The sequence below is a fragment of the Pseudonocardia wallangbongensis genome (assembly GCF_054486945.1).
This window is the reverse complement of the sequence record NZ_JBRERS010000010.1, coordinates 219,720-233,634: the sequence shown is the minus strand read 5'-3', so window position 1 is coordinate 233,634 and position 13,915 is coordinate 219,720. Positions and strand designations below refer to the sequence as shown.

The following is a 13,915-nucleotide window of genomic DNA, read 5'->3' as shown; positions in this document are numbered from 1 at the left end:
GGCAAATACACCTGGTCCGGTGAATCCAGGGCAATTGTCGGACCACCCGTATCCATCCCGGAAACAGCCGTTCGAGTGGCCTCGGGCCGCCGCCCGGCGCAGGAATGACGGTGGGTGCGACCGTTCGACGACCGGTCGCCCGGTCGGGCGCAACCCGGAGGCGGGAGGGGCGTTTGCGGCCGGCCTCGGAGGGGGCCAGCGCGCTCACCCAGAGTGCTCGGGAGCCGGGGGAGCGGCCGACGGCCGCTGTGAAGGGCGCCGGAGCCGGCCGGGCGGCCCCGGCCCCGCTCAGTCGTTGAGGATCGCGGCCTGCTGGTTGTCGAAGATCTCGTTGGTGCCGTCGGGGACGGCGGCCGAGCCCTTCAGCATGATCCCTGACTTGTTGGCGAAGATGACGTTGTCCGCGATGTCCACGTCGCCGTCGATGTCGATGTAGACGCCGTAGCGGCCGTTCTCGCCCAGCGTGTTGGCGCGGACGGTGTTCCGCGCGGACTCGCTCACGACGCGCACGCCGTCCTGCTTGTTGCCGCGAGCCTGGTTGTTCTCGACGAGGTTGTTCTCGGAGGTCTGCGTGATCCCGATGCCGGACTCGTTGTTGTCGTACACCCGGTTGCCGCGGACGATGCTGTCGTTGGACTCGTTGATGTTGATGCCCTGGGCGGCGTTGGCGAACGTGTCGTTGCCTTCGATGGTGTTCCGGTCGGACCGCAGGTAGAGCACGATGCCGTGGTGGTTGTTGCGGTAGACGACGTTGTCGCGGATCACGCTGTCGACGCAGTCCTCGGCGAGGATGATCCCGTGCTTGCCGTTGTCGTGCACCTTGTTGCGCTCGATGGTCAGGTTGTGTGACCCGGTGTGCGGGTCGACGCCGTACAGCTTGTTGTCGTGGAACTCGTTGTCGGTGATGACGAGGCCGCCCACCTCGTAGCTGTAGAGCCCGAAGTAGTTGTTGGACACCACGCTGTTGGTGATCTTCCCGGTGGTGCCCTCGGTGCGCCAGGACAGCCCGTAGGACTCGACCGTGCTGTTGCCGAGGAACCGGATCTCGGCGTGGTCGATGTTCATCTGGGCACCGTCGCGGGCCAGCAGGTAGCCGCGGCCGTCGTCCAGGTTCGTGTCGGCTGCGTTGGCGCCCGGGTCCCACGAGGTGATGCACGAGCCGACGACGTCCAGGCCCCCACCGGAGGGCTTCAGCGACGCGAACTTGCCGTCCTCACTGATCAGCTTGAGCCACTTCACCTCGGGCGCCGCGATCCGCAACGACGCCCCGTTCTGCACCGCGATGTCGGCGCGCAGCTCCCACACGCCGTCGCCCGCGTCGCGCAGCGCGTTGCCGCTCACCTCCTTGGCCAGCGCCGGCAGGGTCACACCCTCGCCACCCGTGAGGTTGATCGTGTTCGCCCCCGAGTCGAAGCTCGCCTTGGCCGCCCCGCCTGCCTCCCCGCCACCGCTGTCGCCCGAGGCCTCCCGGGTGCACGGCTTCGCGGGGTCGATCTTCTCGTCGGCCGCGGCCTCCTGGCGGGTGAGCGGGTCCGGCGTCGGACTCGAGCAGGCACCCGCCAGGAGGGCGGCGACGGCGAGTAGCACCCCGAGCACGATGGTTCGGCCATGGGAGCGGGAAGTGCGGGCGTCGGTCGGTCGAGACATCGTCAGGGTCATCCTCGGGTCTGCACCGACGTCACCGCCGGTGATCATGATGCGACGGCCTCAGCCGCCGGCTCCCACCGGGATCGCCGGCGGAACGCGCCGCTTGTTGCCGCCCACCCGGCGCTGCCGGAAGGAGTGCACCTGCTCGAGCACGATGGCCAGCAGGATCAGCGGCACGCCCATGGCGGCCAGCAGGTTGAGCGGCGGGAGGCTGATGTTGTTCTCGCCCTCCGGGGTGAACAAGCCGCGGACCGCCTCCAGCGCGTGCACGCTCGAGTTGGCGAGCACCATCTGGCTGCCGGGCGCCACGTTGAGCCCCAGGTCGGTGGCATCGATCGCCACGTTCTCGGCGCGCACCGGCTCGGGTGAGCGCACCCGCAGGCCTTCGCTGGCACCGTTGATCGCGACCGCGGTGATCGTGGTCGATCCGGTGACGTCGATGCCCGTGGCGCCGCCGTTGATCGTGCCACCGCTGATGACGGCCTCCGGGGTGGCGGTGCGGATCGCGCCGTCCTCGACGTTGTTGGCCGTGAGGTCGGCGATCGTGACGTCGGTGGCACCCGCGGAGGACACGATCCCGTCGCGGCCGCCGTCGATCGTCATGCCGGCGAGCTTGATGTGCCCCGCGCCGCGCTCGATGCGCACGCCGGCCTTGGCGTCCGCGACGTGCACGCCGTTGACCTGGATCTCCTTGCCACCGATGTTGACGCCGGCGACCCGCGACCCCTCGATGGTGGAGTTCTTGATCTCCAGCTTGGTGGTGCTCTTCTCGACCACCACGCCCCGGCGCCCGCCGTTGGCGCGGATGTTGTCGAGCACGATGCCGGTGCTGCCGACGTGGGTGAAGACACCGATCGGCTGGTCGGTGGCGGTGAAGTCGGTGACCGTGACGTCCGTGGCCTGGTTCAGCCGCAGCCCGCCGGCCTCGTCGGCCTCGGTGCTGATGCCACTGACCTGCGTGCCGGTCTGCTGGGTGACGACCAGGCCGTAGAGCTTGTTGTTCAGCGTGGTCAGCCCGCTGATCGGCCGGTCGGAGTTCTCCCCGCCGACGAACATCCCGTTGCCGCCGTTCTTCTCGGCGCGGAGGTTGGCCATCTTGGTGCCCTGGTCACCGTTGAGGACGATGCCGTCGGCCTCCGACTCGGAGACGGTGAGCCCGTCGAGCTGCACGCCCTGGGCCTTCGAGACCTCCACGCCGATGTTGTTGCGCTGCAGCGTGGTGCGGACGAGCGATCCGCCGCTGCCCGGGTTGTAGCCCACGGCGGGCTCCGCGGTGACCTGCCCGTGCTCGGGCACGCCCATGTCCGTGATCGTGACGTCGGTGGCGTTGATCTCGCCGCCGTTCGAGGCCTCGAGGAAGGGTCGGCCGATCGCTTCGAACGGCAGCTGCTGGCCGTTGCGGTCGACCCCGTTGAGGGTGGTGTTCTTCAGCGTCAGCCGGCCGCTGCCGGTGTAGATCGGGCAGGCGTCCGGCACATCGGGCCCGCCGGTCAGCTTGACGGTGGGGATGTCGGAGATCTCGAACGTGACGCCCGGCGTCAGGACGATGGCCGTGTTCACCGTGGCGGTGTCGCCGTCGATGGCGATCCAGTCGCTCGGCAGCATGCGGTCGAGGTCCTTGAGGTCCAGCGCGCCTGGGCGCCGGGGCACGAGGGTGGTGAGTCGTCCGTTGTCGACGACCTCGACGCGGTCGGTGCGGACGGTGACCATCTGGCGGGGGCGGCCGCGCTCGTCCCACGACGCGCGTGCCTTCGCCGCCTGCTCGGCGCGCTCGGCGGCCTCACGCCGCTGCCGCTCGATCTCCTTGAGCCGCTTCTCCTCGGCCTTCCTGGCTGCTTCGGCGGCCTCCTTCTCCGCCTTCTGCTGCGCCTTGCGTGCCTCCTCGGCCTTCCGCTTCTCCTCGAGCTCCTGCTGCGAGGGGCCGGTGGGCCTCGGGTTGGTGGTGCCGCCACCGGGGGTGCCGGTGTTGCCACCGCTGTTGCCGCCGCTGTTGCCGCCGCCGCTGTTGCCGCCCCCGCCGTTGCCGCCCCCGCCGTTGCCACCTCCGTCGTTGCCGCCGCCGCCATTGCCGCCGCCGCTGCCGCCACCGTCGTCGCCGGGGTCGGAGCTGCCTCCGGTGCTGCCGCCGCTGTCGCCGCCGGGGGTGGAGCCGCTTCCGCCGTCGCCCGGTGGCGTGGCCTGCGCCACCGACGACGTGTCGATGGCCGCCGCGGCCGAACCCACCGTGACGGGAAGGGCGAGCGCGCCGATGGCGAGGCTCGCCAGAACGATCCTGGCGAAGCCCCGCCGGTGTGTCCGGGAGCTGGTCATGCGGCCCTCCCAACCCCGACCGCGCGCATCGGGATCGTCGCGTCGTCTTGGATACCGCCGCCGGCGCCCGCGGTGCGGACGACCTGACCGTTCTCGACGGCGACCTGCCGGGTGCCCCACTTCTGGGCTCGGATGGTCATCAGTGCGCGGATCTTGATGAGCGCCATGAGCCAGGAGACGACGACGTAGCCCAGCACGAAGAAGAAGCTCGACGGCCGGCGCACGATGTGGGGCAGGAACTTCGCCGCGCGACTGATCTGCCACCACGCCAAGAGGATGACCGCGACCATCCACTGCTGCGCGATGAGCGCTGTGACCATGAAGATCGGGCCGAGCAGCACCGTGAAACCGGACACCGCCTTGTCGATCATGGTGTAGGCGAGGAAGGGGTGCTTCCAGACCCACGCCTTCGACAGCGCCCGCATGTCCGAGCGCCAGGTGTTGCGCGCCCAGCGCACGCGCTGCTTGAAGAAGATGCGCCACTTGTCGGGGAACGTCGACCACACCACCGCGGTGCGCTGCATGTAGGTGAGGTAGCCGTGCTCGAGCGTGAGCGTGGTGAGGCGCTTGTCATCCCCGGAGAGGCAGGGGATGCCCCAGAACTTCTCCTCCATGAACTCCGCCTCGATCTCCAGCAGCAGGCTGCGCCGGTAGATCGCGGTGCGCCCGGACAGGCAGGCGACCGCCTGGCCCAGCAGGGTCTGGCTGGCGTTCTCGTCGAAGTACCGGTTGTCGAGGAACATGTCGGTGATCCGCGCCAGGAACCCCTTGGTCCCGTAGACGCTCTGCCGGGTGCCGACCCCGCCGATGCGGGGGTCGGCGAACGGCTTGAACACCTCGGTGGCGACGTCGGGGGCCCAGATCGTGTCGGAGTCGACCAGGGCGACGAGCTCCGAGCGGGCGGCGCGCCAGCCGCGGCGGAGCGCGTCACGTTTGCCCGGGACGTCGGTGATCAGGATGCGTACCGGGTACCGGCGGGCGATCTCCTGGCAGGTCGTGTCCGACGCGTCGATGACCAGGATGACCTCCTGGACGTCGTTGGCGAGCCAGGACTCGATCGCCATGGCGAAGATCTCGGGGTCCTCCTGGTAGGTGGGGACCACGATGCTCATGGAGAGCCGGTAGTTGTTGACCACCGGCTTGTAGAGCACCGCCGGGATGCGACGGACGAGCCAGGTGGCCCACCGGATGAGGCCGAGCACCCCGAGCGGGGTGCCCAGCACGTAGTAGTACGCAGGTAGGTTCATGCCGGCTCGTGCAGCTGCTGCCCGCTCGCCACGGCGGCAGCAGCCGTCTCCTTTCCACTGGCGGCCTGGCGCAGCTGGGCGTGCGACGCAGCGTGCGTGGCCGTGTCGACCTCTTCTGAAACGATCGCCGCGAGCCGGTCATTCGTTTCAACCACTGCCGCCAGCAGGGGCATGTCGACGTCCACCGTCTTGGCGAAGCCGAGGAACCCGCAGGTGTCCTTGGGCAGGCAGACGCCGCCGTAGGGGGCGCCGCCGCGGATGCCGTACTCGGGGTTGATGGAGCCTTCGGCGGAGCGGGCGACGGTGGCGGCGATCGGGTCGAGGTCCAGGCCGAGCTTCTGGGCCACCAGCCACATCTCGTTCCAGAAGCTGATCTTGGTGGCGTTGTAGATGTTGTGCGCGGCCTTGATGAACTCGGCCTCGGCGGGGTTGGTGAAGGTGCGCAGCTCACCGCCGAAGGGAGCGAGCACGGCCCGCAGGCGCTCGACGTTCTGCGGGTCGCGGCTGGCGATGATCGTCATCCACGGGTTGGCGAAGTCCTCGGCGGCCGAGACGGCCCGCAGGAACTCGGGGTTGGACGCGAGCCCGAAGCCCTCGTTGGCCACCATCCCGGAGTTCTCCTCCAGGGCGGTCTTGACCAGGCCCTCGGTGGTGCCCGGAGGGACGGTGGACCGCACCACGACGGTGTGCCGGGAAGCGGAGCCTGCCAGGGCCTTGCCCACTGATGCGGTGCCGGCGGAGAAGGCCGTCAGGTCGTAACGGTGTCCCTCGTGCGGCGTCGGCAGGGTCAGGAAGATCAACGACTCGGGCTCGTCGGTCAGGTCGATCGAGGTGCGCGCATCCCAGCCGCGCTCCTTGAGCTCGTTGACCCGGGCCTCGTTGATGTCGATGAACGTCACCTCGTGGCCGGCCTCGCGGAAGCCGCCACCCGTTGCAGCTCCCACGACACCCGATCCGACGATGAAGATCCTCGACGACTGCATGGAATGCCCCTCCAATTCATGACGACCGTTCCGGTCGCCTCTGTGGCGAACGATGGTTTCGCAGCCGTCAGATCCACGAACGCCCAGGGGCATGGTCACGCAGCGCAACCGCAACGGCGGCTGCGGCTAGCCGAATGCCCAGGTTTCCCCAGGTCGGCCACAGGGTACCTGTCATCGACATCAGCCAGTGGGGTGAGCAACCTGAGAGAGTCACAGCGCTTTGTAACCAAAAGCTGTGGTCTGCGTCACTTTGTGAATCACTCGCTCGGACGAATTTGGCGGCCGGTCGCCGAATAACAGTAACGTTTCGCCCAGACCGTTCGACGTTTCTCCATAACCGCTCGGCGCCGCCGCTCGACAATGGGCGCGTGATGGTTGCCGTTCGGCGCGCGTGGACAGCCAGATCGCAACCTCGACGCTCGCTCCTCGTTCCCCTCGGGCGGCCGTGACGGCGGGCGGTCACTCCCCGTGGTTCTCGCCGCTGCGCCGGGCGGGCGAACCCCCACTCTTCCGGCGCATCGCCGCGCCGACCTGCGGGAGCGTCCGTTGTGGAGCGGAACCGGAGGTGCCCGGCGATCGCCGCGCCGACCGACAGCCTAGCCGCGGTGAACGCTGCCCGCCGTCATCGGCCGAGCACCCGGCGTGGCTTCGACGTCGGCCTCACGGCCCTCCCCGTTACCCTGCCCGGGTGCCGTTGGAGTCGCCCGTCCCCTTCCTGCACGGTGACCGGGAGGTCATCGACGTCCTGCACGCGCGGAGAGCGTCGCGCACCACGCCCGGGGCCCGCGCCGACGACCACCGGCTCGCCCTGGTCATCGGGGGCGGCGGGATGCGGGGCGCGTACGTGGCGGGAATGCTGCGCGCGCTCGACCGCGCCGGTCTCGTGCCCGCGTTCGACGAGGTCTACGGGGCGTCGTCCGGCGGCTTCAGCGGGGCGGCGTTCCTCACCGGCGATGCCGCCGCCTGTGCCGCGAGCTATCCCGAGGACCTCAGCACGGACGTCTTCATCAACATGCGCCGGCTCGGCAGCCGGCGGCCCGTCGTCGCCCTCGACCACCTCGTGCACGACGTGCTCGGCGATCGAAAGCCGCTCGCCTGGCACGAACTGGGGCGCACCGCTGCGCCGCTGCGCGTGGTGGCCACCGACGCCTCGGACCTGACCGCCCACACCCTGGAGGGGATGGAGACGGTGTCCGACTGGCAGCAGGCGCTGCGCGCGAGCGCGGCCATCCCGCTGCTCGCCGGGCCGCCCATCCCATGGGGCGGGCGGCGCTGGGTGGACGGGTCGATCGCAGAACCCCTGGCCATGGCGCGGGCCCTGCGCGGCGGTGCCAGCCACGTGCTCGTGCTGCTGTGCCGCGGGAGCGACGACCTGCACCCCGACGCCGACGCCGGGCTGTCGCTGTGGGCCCGTGCGCTCGACCGCCTCGTCCCCGGGCTCGGCTCCCTCGCCCAGGGCTCCCGCCGCTACGGCTCCGACCTGCGTCTCGTCACCGACGCGGCGCACCCCGACCGCGGGCCGGGGCACCTGGCCGCGATCGGGCCCGCGCGCTCCGCGGGCATGGGTTCCCTGTGCGTGGACGCGGTGCGCGTGGGCGAGGCAGTGCGGATCGGCGACGAGTCGGCCGTGGCGGCGCTGGACGCGGTCGCCGCCTGATCGGGCTAGGGAGTGGCGGGCTTGCGTTGCGGTGCGCGAGACGACGTCTGAGAACCCGCAGCGGTGCGGGCTGCGTGCTCGCGAGTACGAGCGGCTCTGCCGCTTCTCGTACACGGGATAGGTTCGCTCTCGTGAACACCAGGCCGCGGGCAGCCGTCGTCGTCACCGGGAGCGAGCTGCTGACGGGGGCGATCTCCGATCGCAACGGCCCGTGGCTGTCCCGGGAGCTCACCGGGCTCGGCTTCGAGGTGGCGTACGTGCAGCTCGTCGGGGACCGGCCCGGCGACCTCGCCCGTGCCCTCGACCTGGCCGTCGAGGAGGGCTGCGAGCTGGTCGTGACGAGCGGCGGGCTCGGTCCGACCGCCGACGACCTGACCGGTGAGGTCGTGGCCGCGTTCGCGGGCGCGCCGCTGGAGCTGGACGAGGCGATGTACGAGCGGATCGCGGCGATCCTGGCCGGGTTCGCCGCGCGCACCGGGTTCGGCGGTTCTGCCCTCGATGCGGCGAACCGCAAGCAGGCGATGGTGCCGCGCGGCGCGACGGCGCTGAACCCGGTCGGCACGGCGCCGGGCCTCGTGGTGTCCCGGCCCGGCGGGCCGCCGGTCGTGGTGCTGCCCGGACCGCCTCGTGAGCTGCAGGGCATGTGGCCCGCTGCGCTGGCCGCGGAGCCTGTGCGGGACCTGCTGGCCCGGGTGCCCGCGCCCGCCGCCCGGTCCCTGCGCTACTTCGGCCTGCCGGAGTCCGAGATCGCCGCCACCCTGCGTGAGATCGAGGCGGAGCGCGACCTGTCCGGCGTCGAGATCACCACCTGCCTGCGCCGTTCGGAGCTGGAGGTGGATCTACGCCCTCGGCCCGGCGCGGGCGACGTCGCCGCCACGCTGCACGCCGAGCTGGCCCGCCGGCACGCCCGGCACCTGGTGAGCACCGACGGCACCAGCACCGACGAGCTGCTGGCCCGTGCTCTGCGCGAGCGCCGGTGGACGGTCGCCACCGGGGAGTCCTGCACCGGCGGCATGCTCGCCGCGCGCCTGGTGGACCTGGCGGGGTCGTCCGACTACGTCGCGGGCGGGGTGGTCGCGTACTCGAACGCCGCCAAGACCGACCTGCTCGGTGTGCCGGCCGAGATGATCGCCGCGCACGGCGCGGTGTCGCCGGAGGTTGCTCGGGCGCTGGCCGACGGGGCCCGGAAGCGCTTCGGCGCCGAAGTCGGCGTCGGGATCACGGGCGTCGCCGGTCCCGGCGGGGGCACGGACGCCAAGCCCGTGGGCTACGTCTGCTTCTGCGTGACCACCGCGGACGGGCAGGTGCTCGCCCGGGACCCCCGCCTCCCGGGCGGCCGAACCGACATCAGGGAACGCTCCACGGACGTCGGCATGCACCTGCTGCTCGGCGCGGCCCGCGGCTCCTGATCAGCTGCTCTTGCCAGTAGATTGCAACTATCTCCGACTGGTGATCGTTCTGGCAGCTCGACATCGGCGGGGGATGCCCGCGTGTAACCGAGGAGCGCCCGGGAGCGTTATGCCGACGGGGGAGTCGGCGTTGCGCGCGCAGTGCGTGCCGGGGGGAACGCATGGGGAGATGGGTCGGACGGCAGGACGGTCGGCGCGCGCTCAGCCGTGACGAACGACGCCGGTTCGCCGAGATCGCGCGCCGGATCGGCTGGGGCGCAGCTCCGCCCGACCAGGACGAATCCCCGGGCGTCGCGCTCGTCCCCGTGCGGCTGGCCGCCGTCGGCTTGCTGGTGGTCGCCGCGACCGGCGTGCTGACCGGCCTCGCCAGGGGCGACGGCGTCGTCCTGGTGGTGGTCGGGGCCGTCCCGGCCGCGGTGGCGTTGTCCCTGCTCGTGGTGGCGAGGACCCTCGGCTCGGCGTCGCCGCCGAGCGGATCCCGGTTCGAGCGATGCTGGGCGTGGCTCACCGCCCGGGGCGACGGGCCGCGGTAGGAGCCGTAGTGATCCCCGCCGGAGGTTCGCCAAGGGTCTCGGCGGCCCAGCTCCCCGCTGGACGCACCGGCGAACAGCCCGAGTACAACCCGGTACGAGGGCTGCCCGCCGGCACGCCCAGCGAGAAGCTGGATCCACCGATACCCCCGACGAACCTCCGGCGGGAACCACTAGTCACGGAGCTTGCGGAAGAAGGTGCGCAGCTCATCCACGAGGACGTCCGGCTGCTCGAGGGCCGCGAAGTGACCACCCACCGCGGGTTCGTTCCAGTGCCGCAGATCGGTGTAACGGCGCTCGAGCCAGTGCCGGGGCAGGCGGACCAGCTCCTGCGGGAACAGGGTGACGCCCGTGGGGACCGGGACCTCGTCCGTGCGGCGACGGTCGTAGCTCTCCCAGTACAGCCGCGCCGACGACGCCCCGGAGCCCGGGAGCCAGTAGAGCATGACGTTGTCCAGCAGCCGGTCGCGCGAGATGACGTTCTCGGGGTGGCCCGCGCAGTCGGTCCAGTCCCAGAACTTCTCGACGATCCACATGCACTGCCCGGTCGGCGAGTCGGCGAGGCCGTACCCGAGGGTCTGCGGGCGCGTGGCCTGCTCGCGGGAGTAGCCGGTGCCGACCTTCAAGAAGTTCTCGCGCGCCGTGAGCGCCTGCGCCTCGTCGGGGCTGAGCGGCTGCCGTTCATCCGCGGGCGGAGGAGCGGCCACCGGCATGGTCAGGTGGATGCCGATGACGTTCTCCGGCGCGCCGGTGCCCAGCGCCGTGGAGATCATCGAGCCCCAGTCGCCGCCGTGGGCCCCGTAGCGGTCGTAGCCCAGCCGGTCCATCAGCTGCGCCCACGCGGTGGCGATCCGCTCCACGCCCCACCCCGGGACGGTCGGTTTGCCGCTGAACCCGTACCCGGGAAGCGACGGGATCACGAGGTGGAACGCGTCGGCCGGGTCCGGCGGGTCGGTGAGTGCCGGGATGATGCCGAGGAACTCGACGATCGAGCCCGGCCAGCCGTGGGTGAGCAGCAGCGGCATGGCCCCCTTGTGCGGTGAGCGCACGTGCAGCAGGTGCACCTCGACCGTGTCGTCGCCGCCCCCGTCCAGCCCGGTGCGGAACTGGGGGATGGCGTTGATCTCGGCCTCGCAGCGGCGCCAGCTGTACCGGCCGGCCCAGTGGCCGCACAGCTCGCGCGCGTAGTCCAGGGGCACGCCCTGCGTCCAGCCCGCCGCGGTGCCCGGGTCGGGCCAGCGGGTGCGGGCGAGGCGCTCCCGCAGGTCGTCCAGGTCCGACTCGGGGGTCTCGATGCGGAACTCGCGCATTAGTGTCCCCCGCCGGGAGTCCGGTGCGTGTATCGGCGGATCCAGGTTTCCGCTGGGTGTGCCGGCGGGCCGCCGCGCGTATCGGCATACTCGGGCGGTTCGCCGGGGCGCCCAGCGGGGAGCTGGGCCGTCGAGACATGTGTCGGACTTCCGGCGGGGGACACTAAAACTGCACTCCCTTGGTCAGGGCGCCGTCGGCGACGAGGTTGGTGCCGCTGATCCGGGACGCGCGCGGGCTCGCGAGCATCACCACCGCGTACGCCGTCTCCTCGGGGGTGCCCATCCGGCCGGTGGGGTTGAGGCCGAGCGCCATGTCGTAGAGCCCACGGTTGTTCTGCTCCATGTTCTGCCAGACCCCGCCGTCGAAGTAGACGTTGCCGGGTGAGACGGCGTTGGCCCGGATGCCCTTCGCGGCCAGGTCGTAGGCCAGGCCCGACACGTAGTGCACGATCGCGGCCTTCATCACGCCGTAGGACCCGTCGGCGAAGTCGATCTCCCGCCCGGACACGCTCGACACGGCGATGATCGACGCGGCGTCGCTCCGCTCGAGGTGGGGCAGGGCCGCCTCGACCATGTGGACGGTGTGCATGAGGTCGACGTCGAAGCTCGCCCGCCAGTTCGCCTCGCCCGGCCCGATCGCGAGCGCCGAGACGTTCGGGACGACGATGTCGATGCCTCCGAACCGCTCGGCCGACGCGTCGACCCAGGCGCGGACCGCGGACCCGTCGGCGACGTCGAGCGCGGTGCCTGCGACGTCGTGCCCCGCGCCGCGCAGCTCGTTCACCGCCTTCTCGACATCCGCGGCGGTGCGGGCGCAGAAGGCGACCTTGGCGCCCTCCGCGGCGAGGCCGTCGACGATCGCGCGCCCGATCCCCTTCGTGCCGCCCGTCACGAGCGCCGCCCGGCCGGTGAGCTGCAGATCCACGGTTGTCTCCTACAGGGTTGCGGCCTGCTCGCGCAGGTGGCGGTGCATGCCGCCGAAGGCGTCGGCGGCAGGCAGGAAGGATTTTTCGATCTTGGTGACCGCGCTGTAGTTGGTGTCGCAGACGTTGGCGAGCGGCGAGCGGCTGACCTGGGTGAGCAGCTGGTAGGCGTCGAGCCGGTCGAGCCCGTACAACTCGCCGAGCCAGGCGATCATCCCCACCTGGCTCGCCCGCCACGCGTCCTCGAGGGGCCGCGCCGACCCCACCACCGCGTAGTCCTCGTCGTGCTCGAGGCGCGGCCACGCGGGCGCCCCGCCCTTGACCAGCTCCACGATCAGCGTGACGTCCATGGCGCCCTCGACCGCGGTGCCGCAGCTCTCGCCCTCGCCCTGGCGGTAGTGCCCGTCGCCGACGGAGAAGAGCGCGCCCTCGACGTTCACGCCGAGGAAGCAGGTGGTGCCCGCCCGCATCTCCGGGGTGTCCATGTTGCCGCCGAACGTGTCGGGCACGAGGCTCGAGCGCACCTCGCGGCCGGGCGGGGCCACGCCGACGGTGCCCAGCATCGGCGCGATCGGCAACTCCAGGCTGAGCGAGCTGCGCTGCGCCTCGAACCGGACGATGCCGCGGGCGCGGTCCAGCTCGTAGATCCACGTCTGTTCCGGCAACGGGTCGTTCAGCAGGGCGGTGCGGTCGGTTCCGGTGAGCGCTCCGAAGAACGGGATCGTGCTCGACGCGGCCCAGTCCCGCGCCGGGGTGAGGTCGACGATGTGCAGGGCGAGGGTGTCGCCCGGCTCCGCGCCCTCGACGAAGAACGGCCCCGTCTGCGGGTTCACCTCCGCCATGTTCAGCACCTGGGACGGCTTGTCGGTGGTGCGCTGCAGCCGTCCGGAGAAGGCGTCCTCGGTCCACAGCTTGAGCACGGTGCCGGGGGTGATCCGGTGCGTCGGCGCGACGCCGCCGAACGTCCACGCGTACTGGTCGGGCTCGGGTCGGAACTCCAGGACGTCCACGCCGCAGATCGTCGGCCCACGGCGGAACGGGCGCAAGAGCGGGCCGCGAGTTGCAGCAAAGCCACATTCACGCAACCAGGTGGCATGGAAGTGGCTTCACTGCAATCACCGTCGCCTGGGTTCGGGGGCACCCAGCGTCCTCGAGATGCCCCGGGCCGCCGCCCGGACGACCGGGACGTACGCGCGGGCGTCCGAGGTCTCCGCCGGCACCACCACCGAGAGCGCCGCCACCACCTCGCCGCGTGTGCCGTGGACGGCGGCCGCCACCGAGAGGGAGATCAGCTCGATCTGCCGGTCGCTCACGGCCACGCCGGTGCGCCGGACCTCGGCGAGCGCGCGCCGCAGCTCGTCGGGGTCGCACATGGTCCGCTCCGTGTAGCGCCTCAGCGGGGAGGCGAGCACCTGTTCCTGCAGCTCCGGGTGGGCGTTGGCGAGCAGGACCAGTCCGACGCCGGTTGCGTGCAGCGGCAGCCGTCCACCCACGCGGGTGATCACGTTGACGGCGCCGCGGCCGGAGATCCGCTCGACGAACACGACCTCGGTGCCGTCGAGCACCGCGAGCTGGACGTTCTGCCGGGTCACCTCGTAGAGGTCCTCGAGGAACGGCATGGCCGACTCGCGCAGTCCCAGCCCGCGCGGCGCCAGGGCGCCGACCTCCCACAACCGCAGCCCGACCCGGTAGCGCCCGTCCGCCCCGCGTTCGAGGGCTCCCCAATCGGCGAGCTCGGCCACCAGCCGGTGGGTGGTGGTGAGCGGCAGGCGCGCCCGGCGGGAGAGCTCGGTCAGCCCGATCTCCGGGTGCTCGGCGCTGAATGCCGCCAGCACCCGCAGCACGCGTCCCGTCACCGTCTCGGCCACCCCGTCAGTGTGCCGCGCCTCTTCCGCTGGC

At 71.4% G+C, this 13,915-nt stretch carries 11 protein-coding genes; 3 read left to right on the top strand and 8 right to left on the bottom strand.

What is annotated here, in order from left to right; genetic code table 11:
• Positions 1 to 288: 288 nt before the first annotated feature.
• The 4 genes from ACU436_RS31055 to ACU436_RS31040 form a co-directional block, all read right to left on the bottom strand.
• Positions 289 to 1,587 carry a right-handed parallel beta-helix repeat-containing protein gene (locus ACU436_RS31055; protein ID WP_459030559.1) on the bottom strand — a complete coding sequence of 433 codons (1,299 nt, stop codon included), beginning with the start codon at positions 1,585 to 1,587 and terminating at the stop codon, positions 289 to 291.
• Positions 1,588 to 1,707: 120 nt separating this feature from the next.
• Positions 1,708 to 3,957: a right-handed parallel beta-helix repeat-containing protein gene (locus ACU436_RS31050; RefSeq protein ID WP_459030558.1), complete on the bottom strand. Its 2,250-nt coding sequence runs from the start codon at positions 3,955 to 3,957 to the stop codon at positions 1,708 to 1,710.
• On the bottom strand, positions 3,954 to 5,204 hold the full coding sequence (locus ACU436_RS31045; protein WP_459030557.1) for a glycosyltransferase: 1,251 nt from the start codon (positions 5,202 to 5,204) through the stop codon (positions 3,954 to 3,956). The genes ACU436_RS31050 and ACU436_RS31045 overlap by 4 nt, the downstream gene beginning before the upstream one ends.
• A complete protein-coding gene (locus ACU436_RS31040) occupies positions 5,201 to 6,280 on the bottom strand; it encodes a 2-dehydropantoate 2-reductase N-terminal domain-containing protein (RefSeq protein ID WP_459030686.1) in 1,080 nt (359 codons plus the stop codon). The genes ACU436_RS31045 and ACU436_RS31040 overlap by 4 nt, the downstream gene beginning before the upstream one ends.
• 595 nt (positions 6,281 to 6,875) lie before the next feature.
• On the opposite strand from ACU436_RS31040, the gene ACU436_RS31035 reads away from it, so the two are divergent.
• The 3 genes from ACU436_RS31035 (at position 6,876) to ACU436_RS31025 (ending at position 9,786) form a co-directional block, all read left to right on the top strand.
• Positions 6,876 to 7,844 carry a patatin-like phospholipase family protein gene (locus tag ACU436_RS31035; RefSeq protein ID WP_459030556.1) on the top strand — a complete coding sequence of 323 codons (969 nt, stop codon included), beginning with the start codon at positions 6,876 to 6,878 and terminating at the stop codon, positions 7,842 to 7,844.
• A 131-nt stretch (positions 7,845 to 7,975) separates the two neighbouring features.
• Positions 7,976 to 9,253 carry a competence/damage-inducible protein A gene (locus ACU436_RS31030; RefSeq protein WP_459030555.1) on the top strand — a complete coding sequence of 426 codons (1,278 nt, stop codon included), beginning with the start codon at positions 7,976 to 7,978 and terminating at the stop codon, positions 9,251 to 9,253.
• Positions 9,254 to 9,414: 161 nt separating this feature from the next.
• The gene (locus ACU436_RS31025; protein WP_459030554.1) at positions 9,415 to 9,786 is read left to right on the top strand and encodes a hypothetical protein; all 372 of its coding nucleotides are present in this window, start codon (positions 9,415 to 9,417) and stop codon (positions 9,784 to 9,786) included.
• Between the two features lie 170 nt (positions 9,787 to 9,956).
• On the opposite strand, the gene ACU436_RS31020 is transcribed toward ACU436_RS31025, so the two are convergent.
• The 4 genes from ACU436_RS31020 to ACU436_RS31005 all read right to left on the bottom strand — a co-directional run bounded on the left by ACU436_RS31020 (position 9,957) and on the right by ACU436_RS31005 (position 13,884).
• The gene (locus ACU436_RS31020; RefSeq protein ID WP_459030552.1) at positions 9,957 to 11,093 is read right to left on the bottom strand and encodes an epoxide hydrolase family protein; all 1,137 of its coding nucleotides are present in this window, start codon (positions 11,091 to 11,093) and stop codon (positions 9,957 to 9,959) included.
• Between the two features lie 163 nt (positions 11,094 to 11,256).
• Entirely contained in the window at positions 11,257 to 12,018 is a 762-nt protein-coding gene (locus ACU436_RS31015; protein WP_459030551.1) for an SDR family NAD(P)-dependent oxidoreductase, read from the bottom strand.
• Between the two features lie 9 nt (positions 12,019 to 12,027).
• Positions 12,028 to 13,026 carry an acetamidase/formamidase family protein gene (locus ACU436_RS31010; RefSeq protein ID WP_459030550.1) on the bottom strand — a complete coding sequence of 333 codons (999 nt, stop codon included), beginning with the start codon at positions 13,024 to 13,026 and terminating at the stop codon, positions 12,028 to 12,030.
• A gap of 105 nt (positions 13,027 to 13,131) precedes the next feature.
• The gene (locus ACU436_RS31005) at positions 13,132 to 13,884 is read right to left on the bottom strand and encodes an IclR family transcriptional regulator (RefSeq protein ID WP_459030549.1); all 753 of its coding nucleotides are present in this window, start codon (positions 13,882 to 13,884) and stop codon (positions 13,132 to 13,134) included.
• Positions 13,885 to 13,915 lie beyond the last annotated feature (31 nt).

Bases quoted from the DNA above. Each gene is read 5' to 3' on its own strand.
- ACU436_RS31020 (WP_459030552.1), bottom strand. From the start codon at position 11,093: ATGCGCGAGTTCCGCATCGAGACCCCCGAGTCGGACCTGGACGACCTG.
- ACU436_RS31040 (WP_459030686.1), bottom strand. From the start codon at position 6,280: ATGCCCCTGGGCGTTCGTGGATCTGACGGCTGCGAAACCATCGTTCGC.
- ACU436_RS31045 (WP_459030557.1), bottom strand. From the start codon at position 5,204: ATGAACCTACCTGCGTACTACTACGTGCTGGGCACCCCGCTCGGGGTG.
- ACU436_RS31050 (WP_459030558.1), bottom strand. From the start codon at position 3,957: ATGACCAGCTCCCGGACACACCGGCGGGGCTTCGCCAGGATCGTTCTG.
- ACU436_RS31025 (WP_459030554.1), top strand. From the start codon at position 9,415: ATGGGGAGATGGGTCGGACGGCAGGACGGTCGGCGCGCGCTCAGCCGT.